We start from the raw sequence: 19,374 nt of genomic DNA, 5'->3' as shown, positions 1-19,374 counted from the left end.
CATCGAATCAGCGGGTGAACGATTCACTCGTTGCGATCAACGCCTTCATTTCCACGTATCCTTTGTCGACCTGATCAGCCATGACCGTGAGCAGCAACCGTTCAAGACTGAACCGGTGGTCACTTGTTCCGGTCCTGACATGGATCTCCATCGCAATGACCGGCCCGCCTTCCGAGGCGTACATATCGCGCACTATCAGACTGTGAGCGTTGTCCGGATCGATCAACACCAGTTGTCCGTCCTGCACCGTCAGCAACAGATGTTCGTTCGCAGACATCTCAAGGATCAGGACGGGCAGTTTTGAAGGCTGAATGTCCGGGGAAGGCTGGCATTCGAGCACGATGCAGTCCATACGCTGCCAGTCCTCGTCGTTCAGGCGACAGACCTGTTGCGGCGAGCCGAATGTCAGCAACAGCCTTTCAACGCCCTGCGGCACTACTGCCTGCGAACCCGGAAAGTCACCGCGAGATGCAATGAACATGACCTCTTCATCCCGTTTCGCCAGGCAATCCTGCATCCAGACCGAGATTGAAGGGGCCGGATCAAAGCGCTGAGTGAAGACAACGTTATCCGCGGAGTCAAACGTCAGCGGCACAGATCCACTTTTAATGCCCAGAAACGCCGGCCATTGCCCGTCTGACGGTTTGCGAACGTCAAACAGCTGATCGGACTCGGGGACATAGTACCGATAGCGACCATCCTTCTCTCCGACCGGCATGAAGGCGGCATGAGGAAATGCCGAGACCAGCTTTTGTAAACGGCCGCGCAGCTGGACGTCGGTTGAATGATCAAGGGCGGACCAGCGATTTTCGACACCGAGGATTCTGGCCGGCCGGCCCTCGATCAACGCCAGGTTCACACCGTCCAGAGTCTGCGCCAGCAATCCTTGACCATGAACCTCGACCTCCGCAACCTGCCACTGATCCCAGACGGGCTCCACCTTCGGCAAATGCTCCCGGTTCAACAGCTTCGAGCCTTCGGCAAAGGCGACCCGAACGGCTGCGAAATCGACAAATGCCTGGCGATAGAGCTTGCCCGCCTCCTTGTCGAACACCCAGGCTGCCTTTCCTTCCGGCGTCATGGCGAGCAACGTCAGTTCCCCGCCAGAGCCGCCGTCCACCAGCAACAACTGCCCGGCGATGCACCAAGCCGCCAGGAATCCGGGACTGGAAGTACGAGTCAGACCAATGACCGCAAACGGCGCGGCCTTATACGCTTGAGCCAGCTTCGCCAATGCATCGATCCATTGCGGATTCAGTTCGAACCAGCGCTGACCGACACCGATGAACCGCAGTTCGCCGTCCCTGTCGACTTCGAACAGACGCCCGTCCTTTTTGGTGGCAATGTAACGACCTGCGGTGGAAGTCATCTCGACGACATCGTTTTCGATAACGTCGTCCAGGGTCTCCCTGTCTTCGATCCGGCTCAGCGCAACTCGAATGAGCGTTTCATCTTCCTTGTCATAAATAATCGCGTCCTGATTATCGACCCGGTCCCACATCAACATCGTCCGCTGCGTGACATCGAAATCATTGAGGATGAATTGGTTGTCATGCGGCCGAAGCCATCCAGAGTACGCAAACTCACCGTGGTCAATACAGCGCAACCCAATAAACGGCGCGGATTTCCAGGAGCTCAGCGACGCGGACATTTCGCTGGAGTCATCGGCATACGGCCTGGATCGCATGAACTGACTCAAAGGTTGTTTCCAGTACTCCAGTGTCCTTTGAAGTAAATCTTCAGAGTGACTACTGGCATGGAAGTGGGTGAATGTCAGCTTTTGTCCGCGAATCAGATATTCCAGCGAATAGTCGGTCTCACCCGACCCGGTGATTTCCTGAACGACACGCAGATCTCCGCCGACTGTGCCTTCGAAACCCTTGATTCTTGAACCCTGCGCAGGATTCATCAGGCGATAGCGATGATTGACCGTTCCGGAAAGGGCATCGACACGCCATATCGTCGGGTGGTCGGGATGGTAGAACCACGCATGCTCTGCGACGACAGCCCCAAGAACGATGCCTGTGTTCACTGCGTCCGGCAGATTGCGCGGATACAGCATGCGATCCCGCCCGGCGTCGTAGTACCCGGTGGTCGAGACAGGCCTGTTCGAGACGGTCAAAGGCACATGGAAACCGGATACTGGAATGTGTGACGACGCCAGTCGATTCGCCCGGCGCAGGCTCCTGAGCCTTGCCAGAACGGTATCGGAAATCCGATCCACGTCCGGCGGATCGATTGTGATGCCAACAGCGGATTTACTTGTTTGCCAAACCCTGTCGCTTTCCAGATCCATGCGAACCAGCAGCAACGCATTGTTTTTGCTGCGATCGACCTGAAACAGTTCGCCGCCCTTGAGCCGTATAAAACCTTCAAAGCCATCGATCCGGATGCCGTCGACGATAAGTACAGCGTCCTCGAACCGGACCTGTTCCTCACCGGCCCAAGGCGCGGAAATTACCCAGTCGGCTGTGGCACGAGGCGAAAACGCCACGACGGAAGGTCCGTCAACCAGAGGCGGCGAATTGAGGACAACCGATACCACACCCGGACTGAGCGTCAGCTGCACTTGTCCAGAATGGGCGGTGATCTCATAGGAAATCAGGTTGTTCCATTCGGCCGGCAATTGAGGTACGACCAACTGGCGGCAGTGTTCATTCAGGCTGATGCGGACAGTGGTCGGCTTGTTGAACGGATGCAGTTTGTAGAGGACATGAGGGAACGGGGCCGTGGAAAAGAACTGGAACCGTTGCTCGCCCCGCTCATCGAACTCCAGGCGTTTCTTCCACCCGTCGATGATATTGGGATAGGACGTACGCAGTCTGCTGCTGTCTTGCGCAACCGGTAATGGATAGTCCCCGTAATCCCAGAAACGCTGATAAGCCGTCAGGCGTTCTGACACATCCTCGTCGGGAGCAAAACCGGACGAGCCCAATTGGTATTCATATCCGTAGTAACAGGTTGGCGTGCAGGGCAATACAACTGCATTGACCTTATTCTGCCTGTCGATTCTCAGAGTTGATGGGAGGCGCAGCGCTTCGCGAATATTGATCGCCCGGTGCTGTTCCTGGTCTCTTGCATCGAAGGAGGGAAGCCCTACAGTCTGAAAGATCGTCGGAAAGAACTTCTGGCTATCGAACTCCACGCTGCCCCGCCGTAGATCCAGCGCTGTAATGACGGCTTCAGGTTCGAACCTCAGGACACCCTCCTCTATGTTGTGCCCCGACTCTGTGTAGGCTTCATTGATCAGAAACAAGTGCCGTCCGACCGCTCTGGCCTTGTCGCTGATTTGTCCCAGGTTGCTGGCAATGGCCGCTGCACCGATACCGATGCCCAACAAAGGAACCGACAGCACAGCGGCGGCTGCCCCCACCGTACCGCCGACAGCCAGCGCAGCTATATCCAGACCCAACGCCGCCACATTGAAGGCAAGCTGGGTGGCGAATCGCGAGCGTTGCTCATCATTGGTGGCCACGGTCAGGCCATGGATGTCGAAACCGATGTTGACCGCCGAGAACCCGAGGCCCACTCCCGACGCGGCGCGACCCAGCAGACGCGAGGACAGCGAAGCGTGACCCGCGGCAAGAGCCCGTTCACTCGCCGCCACTTGTCGCACCAGACTGACCATCTGCAGTGCATCTGTCGCGACACCGAAACTCAGTTGCGCATAGCTCACGTATGCCTGGACCTGCAAAGCGGTGGTCAATGCAGGAATCTGCCCCCCTTGACGTTGATACTCTCGACTGCGCATCTCATTGATGATGGCCTGGATAGCGAAGGCAAAACTCAAGCGGCTGCCGCCGTCAGAATCCGCCGGACCTCGCGCCGGACCCGCAAGGTTTTTTGCCAGACGCTTGATGTGCCTTGCGAGTTTGATGAAGCGTGAGTCGACGGTACTGACCTCGACCGAGACCTGGGGATTGCGAGCGTCAACCAGGGTCAGCGTGTAGTGCGTTTTCGATGTTTCCTTCACCGTCTCAAGCAATGGCAGATAGTGCTCCCCAAGTTTATTGTCACTGCGCAAACGCCGGGTTGCTTCTTCGAACTCGCCTGCCTGGTAGCGCGCATCAAGTTGCGCCAGGCCCTCTCCCATCCGCACGTTTTCAGAAAGCGAGCGCATGCGTGCCGACGCCTGTTCATCCCATACCGAAACCGTTCGGCCGACGGTAACCCGTTCGCTCTTCAGAAGGTCGTTCACGGACAGTTTCGAAGGCAATACCTTGTCGGCAATCGCCTTCGTATCCAGTTCGATCACCGTGAACACGGAGTCGGTCGAACCGGCCAGACCATAGAGCGCTGCCAAATCACCGTCACTGGCGAGGTGACCTTGAATGGCTTGCTGGAGTTGATCTGCCCGGGAGAATCCGTAAATTGCAAAATTCGGGTCGAAAAAGCGATAGGCCGGTTTACCGTCAATGTGAATCCTGGCTACCAGCAATGCATGCTTGCCGGTGTCGAGCAGGTAGACAGCAGATCCGGTTTTCATCTCAAGATTGCGGACAATCACGTCAAGCCCAAGTACCCCGTTCGAGCGCCCGATCTCGGTCGTTGCAACGCCCGACAAATCATCCAGCGCGGCAAACATGGCTCGGGACTCGGCGTCAGTGGGGTCAAGACTGGCATTGGCAATCCGGCCGACCAGCGCACGCTCGGCCTCGTCCCCGAGCCCCAGCGCAGCGGCCATCAGCAATGCCAAGGGAAAGCAGCGGCGGCCGGGATCGTCGGTGCCCAGTCTCAACAGATCCTGGGGAAACTGTCGCGCCGAAATGGCCCCCGCGTTGTAAAACCGCTCCCGGACCCGCGCGGCACTTTCAAGGATTTTCGTCTGATAGTCGCGGCGCGCGGTGCTGTTGATCTGTGCAATGCGCTGCCCCCACTGGTACAGGGTCAGCGGCTCGGCCAATGCACGCACTTTCAGTTCGCCCGCTGTCTCCACGCCAGGTGTACCCCCATGGGCAAGGCCTGCTTCAAACGCGGGAGCCTTGCTCTCGTGGAGGACCTTTTCGATAGCGTTGTAGCGTTTGAAAAAACTCTCATCGGCGGTTCCCAGGGCGACCTCCTGGACTTTTTCCCAGGCCTCGGCAAAACCTTGGGCATCCACGTTCGGTGCGCGGAACAATCCCCCGATGACAGCCCTCTGCAAAGGACTCAATTGATCCAGTGCAACCGATCCGTGGGCAAGCCGGGTCAGGAAATCATTGAGATTGCCGGCGACCTGTTCCCCGTTGGAAACAGGCAGGGCGCTGTCAGGCTGCGCAAGGATTTGCTGTCGAACATCGAAACCCAGGTCGACGCGCCTGCCGACATCGATTTCACCACTGAGTTTGTCTCGCATGGCATTGATCAAGGGCTCGCCCAGATCATTCATCAGCTTCTGCAATACATCGGTCAAGAAAACCGGTTTACCTTCAATAACCGGCCAGCCCTGCTTGAATGTCATATGGTGCTCATTGAGCAACTCCGTCAGGTTGGCGCCATAACGTGACAGGAGCTTTCCATCCTTCCACTTGTTGTGTTCTTTCGTCAGCCATTGTTCTGGATCATCATTGACGGTCCAGCCAGAGATCATTTCCTCTTCGGTATAGACGTTATAACCACTTACCAACTTGAGATGATTACGGACATCATCAACATGATCGGGCAATAATTTATCTTCTATATACTTTGCCACTCCCGCCACCGCCCCACCCGGCCCGGTCAGCGTGATAGTTCCTCGTGCGCCGATACGAATTCCGTCTTGATAATACGTAGCAATGGCTTCAATGAGACTCGCCGATGAATAGTGATTTTTTGAACCTGGAAATCTTCCTTCAGCCTGTTTTTCATTGACGACGTTCTGAATGACGCTGATAACACGGCTATCATCCGTCGCCACGATGCCCGCTGCGTCCAGACGACGTTCGACTTCATACAAACAGTCATAATTCAAACGGATCGCTTGCATGTAGGCCATGGTCATTGCGCTGCGCGGGTGGGCCAGAAAATGCGCGTTCATTTCGTTGTTGGATGCAATGCCTCGCGCGACCCCCAGGCGAACAGCGTCCTGCGGTACCGAGCGGTCCTTCGGGGCAACGAATATTCTAGAAAGACCCGGCTTCTCGCGGGCGAACGCGAGCAGTTTATCTTTATGCTCCGCAGGAATTTTGTCGGTTCTGTCTGTGTATCGGGACCGATCTCGACCGGGCATCAACGCGGCATCTTCGTTGAGTAGAAGTTGTAGAACGCCGACCTTCGCATCTGCGCTGAACTTGCTGATGTCCACCCCGCCCAGCCCGTCGGCAAACGGAGGCAAATAGTCCATGTCACTGTAGCGGCCGCCCTCCAGAAACCCGGCCTGCAACCTGACGACATCGCTGGCTGCCGCGAAATTTCCGCGCATGCCGACTTCCCGCTGATAGACATCCTGCAGAAAATGTCCGGCAAACTCATGGCCAACGTCACGCAGATGCAGATCGTCACTTGCCATCGCCAGATGCGAATCCAGACACTTCTGGCGGAACGCCTCCAGCACCGTCCGGTCCTTGCCATAAGCGCTGACCATCAACTGGATGCGGGCGTCATCCCTGCGTCCGGCCCATTGTGGCTGGTTGATGTAATCCGACATCTGGAGTTTCAGGATACGCGCGCGGTCTTCAATCATTTGCGACAGCTGCGAAGGTTTGCTGACTTGATCTCCCCCGGACTCCATCGCATGCGCCCTGGCGCTGTCGAGAATGACGCGGTTCATCTCGAAAGCCAGCAGCGCATCGCTGTCGTACCAGAGATTGAATCGGTAATCCTCCGGGCCCAGCAAGGCGCGCCAGATATTCATGTAGTCGCGCTGGATGTTGCCGACTTCACTGCCGCCTACCCAGACGAAGTGCATGATTTTCGGCACGGGACGAGCGACACCCGAAAGCATGGAAACGGTTGCGGAAAGCCGCGATGCGTAACTTTTAATACCGACACGCGCCCGTTCGATGACCGGCGAGGCGGGCCCTTCCATTCGCCCGGCCAACGATTCGAAGGTTTCCAGAAAGAGTTTGACCGGCAACTGCTTTTCGGCGATCGGCGCAGTTGCAACGACAGATTGAAAATAACGTTCCAGCGCCGAGTATTCGGCACTCGCCGAATACTCGGCGAACGCTGCCTTTATTGTCTTAAATTCGGACACTGAAGAAAACCAGGACAATTCTGCAACATCCCCTGGGACATATTCCATAAAAACCACCTTTAACCAACCATCCATTGAAGTCCGGTTCAAAACTACCCAAACAACACAAACATGGCAAAACCATGGAAATTCCAAACATTACAATCGAAACATTAAAAAACACCAACTCGAAGAACAACACACTAACTACCAAAAAACTCTCGCCTGCCGACCTGAAAACAAAAAAAAACAATAAACTTTCCGCACCACAAATTAAGTTTCGGCATTGGCAAACAGCCTGTTGCGCGCACAAACAAAAAGACCGCCGATGTTCGTATCGGCGGTCTTTTTTGTCAGTGTTCACGAATCGGCAGACGCAAGTCCTCGACGTTAAAGCGTAGAGTCGGCAGTGACTTTACCCTTCGCCTCATCCAACAGTTCTTTAAGTTTCACACTATTGCTCCCACCTCTGCGCTCCATCAACCAACGCACGAGCGACGATACCTTGCAACGTCGCAAGCCCTGAACCTCGAGCATCGCATCGCCACGCAGACTGGTATCACTCGCACACGCATTGCGCCAGATCAGATTGTGCTCGCTGTCCGGATCCACCACGATCAAATGATCCCCGACCAGACTTGCCTCAAGCTTCTGTGGCGAATCCGGCGACCAGATCAATCGGCCCGGAACCAAAGGCGTGCCGCCCAAAGGGAAACGGCAATCGACCACCAGAGAATCAAGCTTGCGCGCCAGCGCCGGCGTCAGATGACATTTCATCGAGCCACGGCCCATGCGCACCACCAACATGAGCACGTCGTCGGGGATCAACGGCATGAGGTCGTTCGCATCCATCCGTCCCTGGATCACGAGCACCTCGCCGACGCGCCGGACGTAATCCAGAGGGCCGATCCGATGCTTGCTCGGGAAGCCCTGGACTAAACGCGCCTCAGGCTCGTGCAGCAAGACGTCGGCGTATCGACGGGTTCCCAGCAACTGGAAGTCCTTGGGCAAATCCGCAGCGGCGACGCGGACCAATCGCCCGCTGTCGACGATGTACCACTGCTCGATGGGGTCTCGGGACGCAACGGAAATGAACGGACGATGCGCTTCCGTCGCCAGAAGGGCATGCAGACTCTCGGTCACGGACTCGCCCTGCGCCGCCACCCAGTCAGGCGCCACCGCGACAATCATCGGCTGTTCCTGATAATGCAATTCAAACACCACGCCATCGCGGGTCGTTCCCATGAGACCGGCGCCCTCAATCCAGACATCGGTGAAACTCTGCCGCTCCCATTCCCGTTCCGGCTTGGGCACGGCGTCAGCCTGACGCAACTGCGAGCCACTTCCGAATGCCGGGCCGAGTCGCTGCGGATCAACGAACGCCTGCCGCCAGACCGCTCCCGCCGCCGGATCGAACAACCAGGCCGACTGATTATCGGGAGTCAGTCCCAGCAGACGCACATCGGCGCTACCCACCTCACTCAACAACAGGCGGTTGCCCACGAACCAACCGTGGACACCTGCATCGGCGGCGACATTTGCAATGCCAACGATGGAGAACTGCTCAGCCTCGTGCTGAAGGGCCAGAGATTCCAGCGCCAGCCACCATTGTGCACGGCCCTTGAGCCAGCGCTCGCCGACTCCGGCAAACTGCGCGTTGCCATCGGCCCCCATCTCGAAGACCAGCCCGTCTTCGGTCTTCGCCAGATAACTGTTCTGCTCGGCGATTACCTCCTTGAGCCGATCAGGCTGGACCCAACGATGCGACCAGCGATTCTCGCCCTGCACCACGGTGCGCTCCACCCGGCACAACTTCTGGAAGAGTCGGTCGTAGATGACGAATACATCGTTGTCACCAGCAACGGTGAGCAACATCAGATCATTCAGATTCTGCACAGAGTCACGCCAGCCGCGCAGATGATGACGACGTGGCACCGGACGGATGATCAGGTTGTCCCGGGAACGAATCCACGCCATGTCGCGCAGTGTCTCATCCATTTTCCAGCAGATGGAAACGTAAGGCGCGAACTGCCAGTCGACCGTCGTGTATTCCCGCTCGCCGAGAACCGGCGGGAACAAAAACCTGTCCCCCAGCACAGGCACCCAGTCAGTCAGGGCATGACGGTCATCGAGCAACGCCTCGAATTGCAATTCAAGACCGCGGTTCACCGAACTCAGCCACATCTGTCCGTCGTGAATCAGGTAATTGAAGCGCTCAACCGTTGCGTCCGGCTGGACATATTCCTGCACGACGTGGAGAACCCCATGGCCGTCGGCTTCCACACTGCGAATCGTACCGGTCCCCTGCTTCCTGACCAGCAGGCGATAGCGATGGCTGAGCAGTCCGGTGCTCGCATCGACCTGCAAGATGTCGAAACCGTCTTTTTCATGGAAATACGCAAACTCGCCGGCTACGGCGGACAACATCAGATCCTCTTCCGAGAGATCGTAGTCGTTACGGATGTGCAGAACACGATCCTCTGCGGCGTCATACCAACCGGTGGTGTAACGCGGCGCTTCGGCTTTTTCAAAGGGGATCGGATAGTTGTTGATCCGCGTATAGGGCAGCGCCAATCGATGGTCCCTGGCCAACGCCAGCAGATGATCCTGCAACACCTGACCGTCGATGCCCTTCGGCGCCTGTTCCTGTACCACCACCAACCGGCGTTGCTGACTGCCCTCGACCTTCAGCAGGCGGCCACCGTCGATGACCAGAAACACCTCGGACGGTCCGGTTCCCGACATTTTGAACTGACAGTCCTTCACACTGAACGCGCCGGTCTTGCCGAATTGAATGTCGCTTTCACTCGCCCAGGGTGCTACCAGAATCCAGCGATTGTTCTGTGTGCCCGCTGACACCAGTTCGACATTGGCACCGGGACTGAGCACCAAGGTGCAGAGGCTTGCGCCACCTTGCAGTCGATAGGAAAGTTTGTCCTGCCACGCCGGCGGGATATTCGGCACCACCAGTTTGCGCTCCCGCGCATCGAGCTTGACGCTGATTTGGGTCGCACGGTAATCCGGCCACAGCCGATTGACGATGTAGTGGCTGGGGAACGAGTAGAACGAATGCAGGAACAGCCATTTGCCATCCGGCTTCCTCTTCTCCAGACGCCGGGCGATATCGAAGCCCGTGTCATGGCGTTGCGAGGAGAAAGGCAATGTCTGGTATTCGTAGCGATAGCAGGCCTGGGGCGTACACGGCAACACGATCGCCTGGTCGGCCGGGGGAACGAAACGCATGCGGTCGGGATAACCCAGTTCCTTGCTGAGGTTGATTGCACGCGCGTAGTCCGCCTCGAATTCCGGCACACCGAAATGATCGCGCAGCGGGTAGAGTTTGGTGCTCTCCAGCGACACCTCTCCAGTGTCCATGTCAATGTCAGTGACTATCAGAGACGCGCGCGGCAGCCAGACATCCTGCGTGGGTTTGTAGTGGTAGGCCTGGCCGCGGTGAGCCTGTTCGAGCTCGTTGAAAAACAGACCGACCGCTTTCGCCTCCTCCGCAATGATCGCGTACGCCTGTGCCAATGCAGTCACGCCCACCGCCAGCCCGCCGATAATCACGCCCGCGCCACCCAGCACTGCTGCCGCCGTTCCGGCCCCGGCAAGCCCCGCGCCCATTCCGGCACCGGTCAGGGCGAGGCTGGTGGCATCGAATGTCAGCTGGGTGGCGTAGGTCACGGTTTCGAGATCGTTCTGCGCCGTCGCCAACTGATAAATATCGAACCCGACGTTGGCCAGCCCCAGCACAGCCCCCACGCCCTCATTGGCCACATGTCCAGCCACCGCCCCGATGGTTTTACCTGTCAATGGCGCCAGCGCTTCGCCGACGACCCGCGCACTGGTCCGGGCAATGATTTTTTCATCGCGCAGTGCCTCCTTTACCAGCGCGATCAGTCCCGCCGCGTCGAACAGAGTGCCATGTGCCAGTTGTGCATAGTTGACATACGCATGCCAGCGCACGGCAGTGGTCATGGTCCGGTCGTCGCCTTCGCGTCCACGCAGGGCATTCATCAATGCCTGAACTGCGAATCCGGCATTGAGGGTGTGAACAGCCGCCGCTTCTGTGGCTTGCTGCGTTGCACCCGCCTTGACCGGCTTGCGTCCGAGGGTCGAGAACAGCTCGGACAGATAGTTCCTGATACGCAACAGGCGCCCGTCGATGCTGGTCACCGTCGCCACGAGCTCACCCGTATTCGGGTCCAGCATGCCAAGCCGGTACGGGCCCTCGTGTGTGAACTCCAGCGAGCTGAACAATGGCACCAGCGGCGACACCGAGTCATGCCCTTCCTGCAAGCGCGACGTCGCGCTGGCAATCTGCTCGGCCCACCAGTGATGGTCGGCATCAAACAACGCGCGGCCCAGGCGCGGATTTTCCATCAAGGCTCGACCGTGCGCACTGTTCAGCCGCTGGCGAACCTTGCGCAACGGTACGTTCGGCAAGGTGTCCTCCGTGAACAAGTGTGCCACTTTGACGCCTGTCGACAGCATCTGCTCCGAGACCTGCTGGCCCTTTATGTCGATCAAATCGAACCGCGGATGGTCGGCCTCACCGTAGGCAGCGTAATGTCTGGCCATCCCCAACCGGAAGAATTTTCCCAGCGCCACTTTAAACGAGACGGAACTGTCGAATTCGAACACACCAAAGTTTGGATCGTAAAAGTGATACGTAACGTTGGTGCCGCTCTCGGTTCTGGCTACCAGCATCGAGTGATTGTCGGAGTTGAGCATCAGGGTTCGGGTACCGACTGATGCCTCCAGCGTTGCGGCGACTGTCTCCAGATCCAGCCGCCCCAGAACGGTACCCACGTCGCCGGCCTTGACCCCGTGCATTTCCTCCACAGCCTGCAAAAACGCCTGGGAGTCAGCCTGATCCGGCTCAAGTACCGCGAGGAAGAACCTTTCGCGCAAGCGTCGGCTGGCCGCTTCACCTTGCGTCAGGGCCGCACTCATCGCCAGCACGAGAGGGAAGCAGCGACCGGCGACCGTGTCACCCGCCCCGTGCAGCAACAGATCCTGCGGTACCATCTTGACGGTACCGGCCTCGAATTGGTTGAGCACCTGCTCCACCCGTTCCTGAACTTGCTGACGGTGTTCCTGGGTGGCGACATACTGAATCAGCGCGACCTGACGTCCCCAGTCATGCAGGGTCACCGCGGTGGACAATGCTGTTTTCTTCAGGCTCAGCGCATTGCTCGAACTCGTCGGCAACACGTCGGCGACACTTTTCAGCCCGGCAACGAACTCGGCTGGGCGCCGCTGGTAGAGATGCTGCTCGATCGCAGCGTAACGCCCGGAAGTCCCGCGTTCGCTGAGGCTGTTGATCAGGTTGTCCAGCGCGCCGCCCAGTGCGGCAAAACTCTGCTCATCCAGTGACTCTGCACCGAGCAATGCCCCGAGCGTCAGACGCTGCAGCGGGCTGAGGTGCGCCAGTTGCCATGCGCCTGTACCCAGACCTGTGAGAATTTCATCCAGCGCAAGACTTCGTGTCACCTCATGACTCCGTGACGCGGGCGGGCGCCGCCTGGTGTCCTGATTGCGGATCAACTGACGATCATTGAAATCAAGCGGTATCCTATCGGCAAACGTGACCGGGCCATCATGGCCGCTCATCATTGCTCGGGTGAAGGGCTCGCCAAGATGGTCAGCCATGCGTTGCAACAGTTCGGTATTGATCACATGGCGCCCCTCGATCAAGGGCCAGCCAAGTTCGAATTCAACGGTGGAGTGCTTGAGCAGTTCGTCAATATTGCCGGCGTAGCGGGTCTTGAATTGACCGTCGCGCCAGCGCTGCTTTTCGGATTCCACCCACTTGTCGAAGTCGGTTTCGTTATCTTTCCACGAGTGATCCAACTCTTCCTCGGTGGCTCGATTGACGACGAGCAAGGGTTCGATCGCCATTTCCTCGCGTGACACCTGCGCCCCCCGAGGCGTTAAACGGGCCTTCTCGAAATCACTCGTGCCATCCTTTATCCCCACTGGACCGGTCAGATAAATCGTCCCTTCACTCTGCGGGCGAATGCCATCGTTGTAGTAACTGGCGGCCGCATCGGCCAGGTAGGTCGCAAAGACCGACTCCATGTCCGGCAGGTCATTGATAGACCCGTAGGTGCGCTCGAGCTCTTCGAGCGCCAGTGATTGCATTGCCTCGGAATCCTCGGGTTTGACCCCCCTCTGCACAGCCAGTCGAGCGGTGGCATCCACCAGTCCGAGGTTGAACTCAAGACGCTTGAGTACAGACTCCAGCACCGCCGAGCCCGGGTGCGCCATCATGTACCCGTTACTGATCGTCGATCTCACCGCCACCGCTCGCAAAGCGTAGGGGCGGACAAGCAAATCCTGAGGTGGTTGAAAAACCTGGGCTAGCAGCGGTTTGCCTTTGGCAAACGCTTGCAGTGCCTGCCGATGCGCTTCGGGAATCTGGTCGGTTCTGTCCACATAGCGGCTTTTCAGCGCTTGCCGCCCCGGCATCCATTCCGGGTTTTCGTTGAGCAACAATTGCAACAGACCCAATCGGGCATCGTCACTGAAGCCACTGATATCGACCCCCCCAACCGACTTCAACAGTGGCGGCAAATTATCCACATCGGTGTAACTGCCACCCTCCAGGTGCAACACCTCGGCTCTTACAACATCCGACGCTGCGGCGAAATTGCCGCGCAAACGCATTTCACGCTGGTAAAGGGCCTGCAGCTGCAAAGGCTTCTCGGCGCCAGCCAGATCGCGCACCTGCACATCACCGTCGACAAGCGCCTGGATACTGTCACGGTTAGTTGTTTTCAGACGCCGTAGTTCCTGTGCGTCCTGCCCGTATCCTCGAACCAGTAACTGCATTCGCGCTGCATCGGCCGACTCGCCCTTGGCGACCGCATCATTAATGTATTGGTACATCTGCTGTTTTAGCGCAATGACACGCGCGACATAGAGCTCCCCCAATTCCCGCTCGGTCGCACTGTCGACACCACCGTGCTGCATGGCATCGGCTTTGGCAGCTTCTACAACAAGCTGGTTGGTTCGATATGCGAGCAAAGCATCATTGTCATACCAGACATTGATTTTATAACCCTGCCCGGCAAGTACCTTTTTCCAGACATTGATGTAATCACGCTGAATATCACCCAGCCCGCCACCGAGCCATACAAAGTGCAGGATTTTCGGCACTTGGGTGGCAGGAGTCTTCATCAGTTCAACGCCGTAGCGCAGACGCGCCTCAAAACCCTCGACCCGGTCGCTTACTTGCGCAAGGCTGAGGGCCGCCTCGCTGTCCGGGCTCGGGGCCGGTGCATTTTCCGCTTCACGGCGCACTCGATGGTTTCCCAGCTCTCCCAGAGCCTGCTTGAACAATGTCAGCGGCTGCAGCAGGCGTGGCGAATCGAGCAGACCGATGCAGGCGAAGTAATAACGAATCACTGCGTCGTACTGCTCAGTTCCTTTATGCGGCAATAATGCCCGCTCCAGGTCGGCCAGCTTGAACAAGTCGACGAACTTTACAAAGCCTTTCTCAACTTTTGAATTTTCAGCACCTTGCATTTTTAAATACTCTTTAAGTAACAACTCGTTCAAAAAAAACAAACGCACACATGAATGCCTCGCCAGGAGAAAGTCTCCAGAGCGATATAAAACGCATGTTAAAAACCCAAATACACGCCAACCAAAAGCGCGAAACCAATATAGAAAAAAACAACCAACCCAGACAAACACGAAACCATTCAAACAATGTCAATGGAAACATCCAAAGACATTCAATTTAAAAATTGAACACGGTCGAAATAGAAACTTTCCTTGTCCCCAAAAAAACAGGGTCGCGAACTCCTGTTCGCGCCCTGTTTTATTTAGTACTGCTCCAGCTTCCTGATACGTCGGAGCGAGAGGCTCAGCCCGCTGGCTTGCTACCGTACCAACGTGGCGTGTAGACCCACTTCCCGCCTTCGGCGCGGGGGAACGTGCAGGTGGTGGACGAACCGATCAACACCATAGTGCGCATGTCCACTTGATCCGGGGTCAACGCGCCGAGCGTCGTCACCCGCAACGTCTGCCCCGGCCGGCCGATGTCACGCCCGAGCACCACCGGTGTCTGCGATGTACGGTGTTGCGCAACGATTTCCAGGGCTCGGCCCAACTGCCACGGTCGCGAACGAGAGATCGGGTTGTAGAAGGCCAGCGCCAGATCCGCCTCGGCGGCCAGATCCAGACGCTTTTCGATGATCGACCACGGCTTGAGGTTGTCCGACAGCGACATCACGCAGAAGTCATGGCCCAGCGGTGCACCGGCCTGAGCGGCGGTGGCGAGCGACGCCGAAACACCCGGCAGGATTTCCAGATCGACGCTGTGCCACGCCGGGTCCGTCGACTCGTGCAACGCTTCGAGCACCGCTGCCGCCATGGCGAACACGCCCGGATCGCCCGACGAAACCACAATCACCGAACGTCCCTGAGCGGCCAGTCTGAAGGCGTGACGGGCACGCTGCATTTCTTCGCGGTTGTCGGTGCAATGCTGCACCTGATCGTCGCGGAAGGGGCCGGCCATGCGCACGTAGGTTTCGTAACCGAGAACGTCGGTGGCGCGGGCCAGTTCGGCTTTCACCGCAGGCACCATCAGCTCTGCCGCGCCCGGGCCGAGGCCGATGACGGCCAGACGGCCGCGCGGACGACCGATCTGCGAAACATCCAGCGGCTGTTCGGCCACGGCGATGGCAATGTCTCGGGATGTTGTGATGATTCGAGCGCCGGGGACTGCATCGCGAACCAACTCACCGATGTCATTCGCCGGCACGACAAAGCGCAGCGGCACTGCCAGTTCAAGCGCTGCTTCACGCAATGCCGGACTGGCCATCTGAGCATCGGCCGCCACCAGACAGGCCAGCGATTGAATCGCCACACCGGCCTGCTGCAATGCATCGCGAAGGGTGCCCGGCACGTCAGTCACTGACGAACCCACCGCCACCGCCACGCTGCGCGGATAAATCAGTAACTCACTGGTATTCGCCGCGCGAGCGGCGCTACCCACATGAATCGAGCGCTGTGCCTGTGGATCTTCCGGCAGTTGCGCCTGCTCAAGCCACGGCGCAGCGCCGTCGATGCGCACGCTGTGGCCGGCGAGCAGATCGGAGACAAAACGCTTGCCCTGCTCCAGATCGCCAAGGGCATAACCGCCGGGCGGGTTGAGCAGGCAGGTGCCGAAACGCAACTCACCGCTGGTGGTGATCGCCGCTGCCACTTCAAGCGCAGCTGCGATCTCGCGGGCCATGACATTCACCCCGCCCAAGCCGCCGAGCAGCGGCACCACGGCGCTGCCGTCTTCAGCCACGGCGAGCACCGGTGGCTCGACACCTTTCTCCAGCAACAGCGGCGCCAGGGTGCGAATGACAATGCCGGCCGCGCACAGGGCAATGATCGGCGTGTCCTGTTGATACAACTCGCGCAGGGTCGCGCCGAAGTCGCTGTAAGTCAGGTCGGCGCCTTCGACGCGTCCATTGAGGCCGTGAATCTTTGCAGCCGGATAGACCTGCTGAAGGCGACGGGCCGTGGCCAGCGCGCCCTGGCCGAGAATGACGATGGCCGGTGTGGAATGGGTCATCAGCCTTGCCACCGTTCGCCGGGAACAATGATCAGCGAGAAGTACGGCGATGACATCGGCTCGACCTCATCCAGCGACACGATCTTCTGGTTGGCCATGGTCGCGCGCTCGACGTACAGCGCACGTTCGGCCAGACCCAGCTCTGCCAACACGTCGCGCACTTTCGGGAAATTGCGCCCCAGTTTCATGATCACCGCCGCATCGGCATCGGCCAGACGGCGCTTGAGTTCTTCGTGAGGCAGCACGCCGGACAGCACCGACAGGCTCTGATTGCGATACACCAGCGGCGCGCCGAGCACCGACGCGCCGCCGAGCATCGAGCAGACGCCCGGCACCACTTCGGCTTCATAGCGGCCGGCGAGGCGGTCATGCAGGTACATGTAGGAGCCGTAGAAGAACGGATCACCTTCGCAGATCACGGCCACATCGCGACCGGCATCCAGATGCGCGGCCACTTCCTCGGCGGCGTCATCGTAGAAGTCGCTGATCACCTGTTCGTAGGACAGCGGTGCCGGCAGTACTTCGGTGGTCACCGGGTACACCAGCGGCAGCAGATTCTGCGCGTCCTGCAGGTGCGCTTCGATGATGCCGAACGCGTTACCCTTCTTGCCCTTGGCCACAAAGTACGCCACCACCGGCGATTCGCGCAGCAGGCGCAGGGCCTTGACGGTAATCAGTTCCGGATCACCGGGGCCGACGCCCAGGCCAATCAAACGTCCTTGAGCCTGCATCATTCGATCTCCGTGGCGAGGGCATTGACCGCAGCGGCGGCCATGGCGCTGCCGCCGAGGCGGCCCTGCATGATCACGAACGGCACGCCACGGCTGTTGGCGGCCAGCTCGGCCTTGGATTCGGCAGCGCCGACAAAGCCCACCGGGAAGCCGAGGATCAGCGCCGGTTTCGGGGCGCCGGCGTCGAGCATTTCCAGCAGATAGAACAGCGCCGTCGGCGCGTTGCCGATCACCACCACGCTGCCTTCCAGATGCGGACGCCACAGTTCCAGCGCAGCTGCCGAGCGAGTGTTGCCCAGCTCGCGCGCCAGTTCGGGCACACTGTCGTCGCGCAAGGTGCAGATCACTTGGTTGTTGGCCGGCAGGCGCGCGCGGGTCACACCTTCGGAAACCATCCGCGCATCACAGAGGATCGGCGCGCCAGCGGCCAGCGCATCGCGCCCGGCCTTGCCGGCGCCTTCGGAGAACTGCAGCCCGTCGATGGCCTCGACCATGCCGCAGGCGTGAATCACCCGCACCGCGAGTTTTTCCAGGTCGGCCGGGATACGAGCCAGGTTGGCCTCGCTGCGAATGATCGCGAAGGAGTTGCGATAGATCTCCTGACCGTCGCGGATGTAATCAAGCATCAAGGGGGCTCCGTGAGCGGGCGGCGAGCAGGGTCGCGGCCGCTTCGATAGTAAGGTTGTGAGCGTGCAGCGCGCCGAAACCCGGCAGCGCTGCATCGCGAAAATAGAGATCGTAGTGACCGGGGCCGACCGCCAGCAGAGTCACCGCAGCCCGATGTGCGGCGGCGCAGGAACGCGGGCAGCCGGACAGGTGCACATCCACGGCATGTGGCAACAGCGTAGCCAGCAGGCGGGCATCGTGTTTGGTGTCGGCCAGGCCTTTGCCGCAGCCGTTGGCGCCGGTGCAGGCGATCAGGTGCGTTAAAGGCTCTTCGACATGGGTCAGCAGGTTCAGCTTGCCCAATTCGTCGAGCACTTGAACCGCATCGGTTTCCCGCACATTGGGCAGCAACAGACTCTGCCAAGGGGTGAAGCGCAGGCTGCCGTCGCCGAAGGTTATGGCCAGTTGCGCAGCGCCACGCAGCATGTCCGGACCGAGGCGGCCGAGCGGCGGTGCGGCACCGACATAGACCTGACCGGCCGATGGCTGAGGGTGAATGCCGAGGTGCAACCCTTCCGGTCCGGCTGCCCGCTGCCAATCACCAGCGGCTTTCAGGCTGATCCGCTGACCGAGTTTTTCCAGGAACAGCGGCGCCGGGCATTCATCCAGCAGATGGCGCATCCGCGTCTGCTCCGGTCGGGCGAGATCAAGGAACAACTCCAGCACCGCGACCACCAGCGCATGTCCGTCCACAAGCGCCACGGCGGCCAACGGTCGCTCCGTCGGGCAACCCGCCAGGCCAAACGCCAACAGCGTGTTTTCACCGCTTTCGAATGCCGACAACCACAGATCATGGGGATGTTTGAGCATCGCCAGCGCTTCACCGCCATCCAGTTGCACGGCGAACTTGGCGCTCAGCTCGTGGAAGCGCGGATGGCTTTGCAGGGTCTCGAGGATCTGCCCGGCCAATGGACGGGTATCGAAGCGCATCTGTCGGTCAATGCCGGCGGCGGGGCTGAGCATCAGGTTGCGCACGTCGTCGCCGGCGGCGGTTCGCGGCCCGAGACCGGCGGCCAGCAGGCTGTCGATCAGCGCGGCGGACTGGTCGCCGATCCCGCGAATCTGCAGATTGCCCCGGTTGGTCGCCTCGATCGCCCCGCCGGCAAACCGCTCGGCGGCATTGGCCACCGCATCGGCCTGATCGGCCGTGATCGAACCTCCATCGAGCTTGATCCGGCAGATGCCACCATCCAGCGCCTGGACGATACGCAGCAACCCCGGACAGGCCGAGGGGCGTATGGCGTTGGACATCGGACGTTCGTTCA

6 protein-coding genes are annotated in these 19,374 nt (G+C 59.2%); all 6 read right to left on the bottom strand.

Going from position 1 to position 19,374, the window contains the following annotated elements:
• Positions 1 to 7 precede the first annotated feature (7 nt).
• The 6 genes from ACODTD_RS24960 to cobG all read right to left on the bottom strand — a co-directional run bounded on the left by ACODTD_RS24960 (position 8) and on the right by cobG (position 19,360).
• Positions 8 to 7,201 carry a TcdA/TcdB pore-forming domain-containing protein gene (locus ACODTD_RS24960; protein ID WP_489105332.1) on the bottom strand — a complete coding sequence of 2,398 codons (7,194 nt, stop codon included), beginning with the start codon at positions 7,199 to 7,201 and terminating at the stop codon, positions 8 to 10.
• Positions 7,202 to 7,522: 321 nt separating this feature from the next.
• Entirely contained in the window at positions 7,523 to 14,665 is a 7,143-nt protein-coding gene (locus tag ACODTD_RS24955) for a TcdA/TcdB pore-forming domain-containing protein (protein WP_285357044.1), read from the bottom strand.
• A gap of 343 nt (positions 14,666 to 15,008) precedes the next feature.
• The gene (gene cobJ, locus ACODTD_RS24950) at positions 15,009 to 16,712 is read right to left on the bottom strand and encodes a precorrin-3B C(17)-methyltransferase (RefSeq protein WP_201817297.1); all 1,704 of its coding nucleotides are present in this window, start codon (positions 16,710 to 16,712) and stop codon (positions 15,009 to 15,011) included.
• The gene (locus ACODTD_RS24945; protein WP_011332254.1) at positions 16,712 to 17,446 is read right to left on the bottom strand and encodes a precorrin-2 C(20)-methyltransferase; all 735 of its coding nucleotides are present in this window, start codon (positions 17,444 to 17,446) and stop codon (positions 16,712 to 16,714) included. Before ACODTD_RS24945 ends, cobJ begins: the two co-directional genes overlap by 1 nt.
• A complete protein-coding gene (locus ACODTD_RS24940; RefSeq protein ID WP_011332253.1) occupies positions 17,443 to 18,069 on the bottom strand; it encodes a precorrin-8X methylmutase in 627 nt (208 codons plus the stop codon). Before ACODTD_RS24940 ends, ACODTD_RS24945 begins: the two co-directional genes overlap by 4 nt.
• Positions 18,062 to 19,360: a precorrin-3B synthase gene (cobG, locus tag ACODTD_RS24935; protein ID WP_011332252.1), complete on the bottom strand. Its 1,299-nt coding sequence runs from the start codon at positions 19,358 to 19,360 to the stop codon at positions 18,062 to 18,064. The genes ACODTD_RS24940 and cobG overlap by 8 nt, the downstream gene beginning before the upstream one ends.
• Positions 19,361 to 19,374: the final 14 nt, after the last annotated feature.

Source organism: Pseudomonas sp. FG35, assembly GCF_057809295.1.
This window is presented reverse-complemented; position numbering and strand designations above follow the sequence as displayed.

Excerpts from the sequence above, each read along its gene's own strand:
- ACODTD_RS24960 (WP_489105332.1), bottom strand. The coding sequence starts at position 7,201 with ATGGAATATGTCCCAGGGGATGTTGCAGAATTGTCCTGGTTTTCTTCA.
- ACODTD_RS24955 (WP_285357044.1), bottom strand. The coding sequence starts at position 14,665 with ATGCAAGGTGCTGAAAATTCAAAAGTTGAGAAAGGCTTTGTAAAGTTC.
- cobJ (WP_201817297.1), bottom strand. The coding sequence starts at position 16,712 with ATGACCCATTCCACACCGGCCATCGTCATTCTCGGCCAGGGCGCGCTG.
- ACODTD_RS24940 (WP_011332253.1), bottom strand. The coding sequence starts at position 18,069 with ATGCTTGATTACATCCGCGACGGTCAGGAGATCTATCGCAACTCCTTC.
- ACODTD_RS24945 (WP_011332254.1), bottom strand. The coding sequence starts at position 17,446 with ATGATGCAGGCTCAAGGACGTTTGATTGGCCTGGGCGTCGGCCCCGGT.
- cobG (WP_011332252.1), bottom strand. The coding sequence starts at position 19,360 with ATGTCCAACGCCATACGCCCCTCGGCCTGTCCGGGGTTGCTGCGTATC.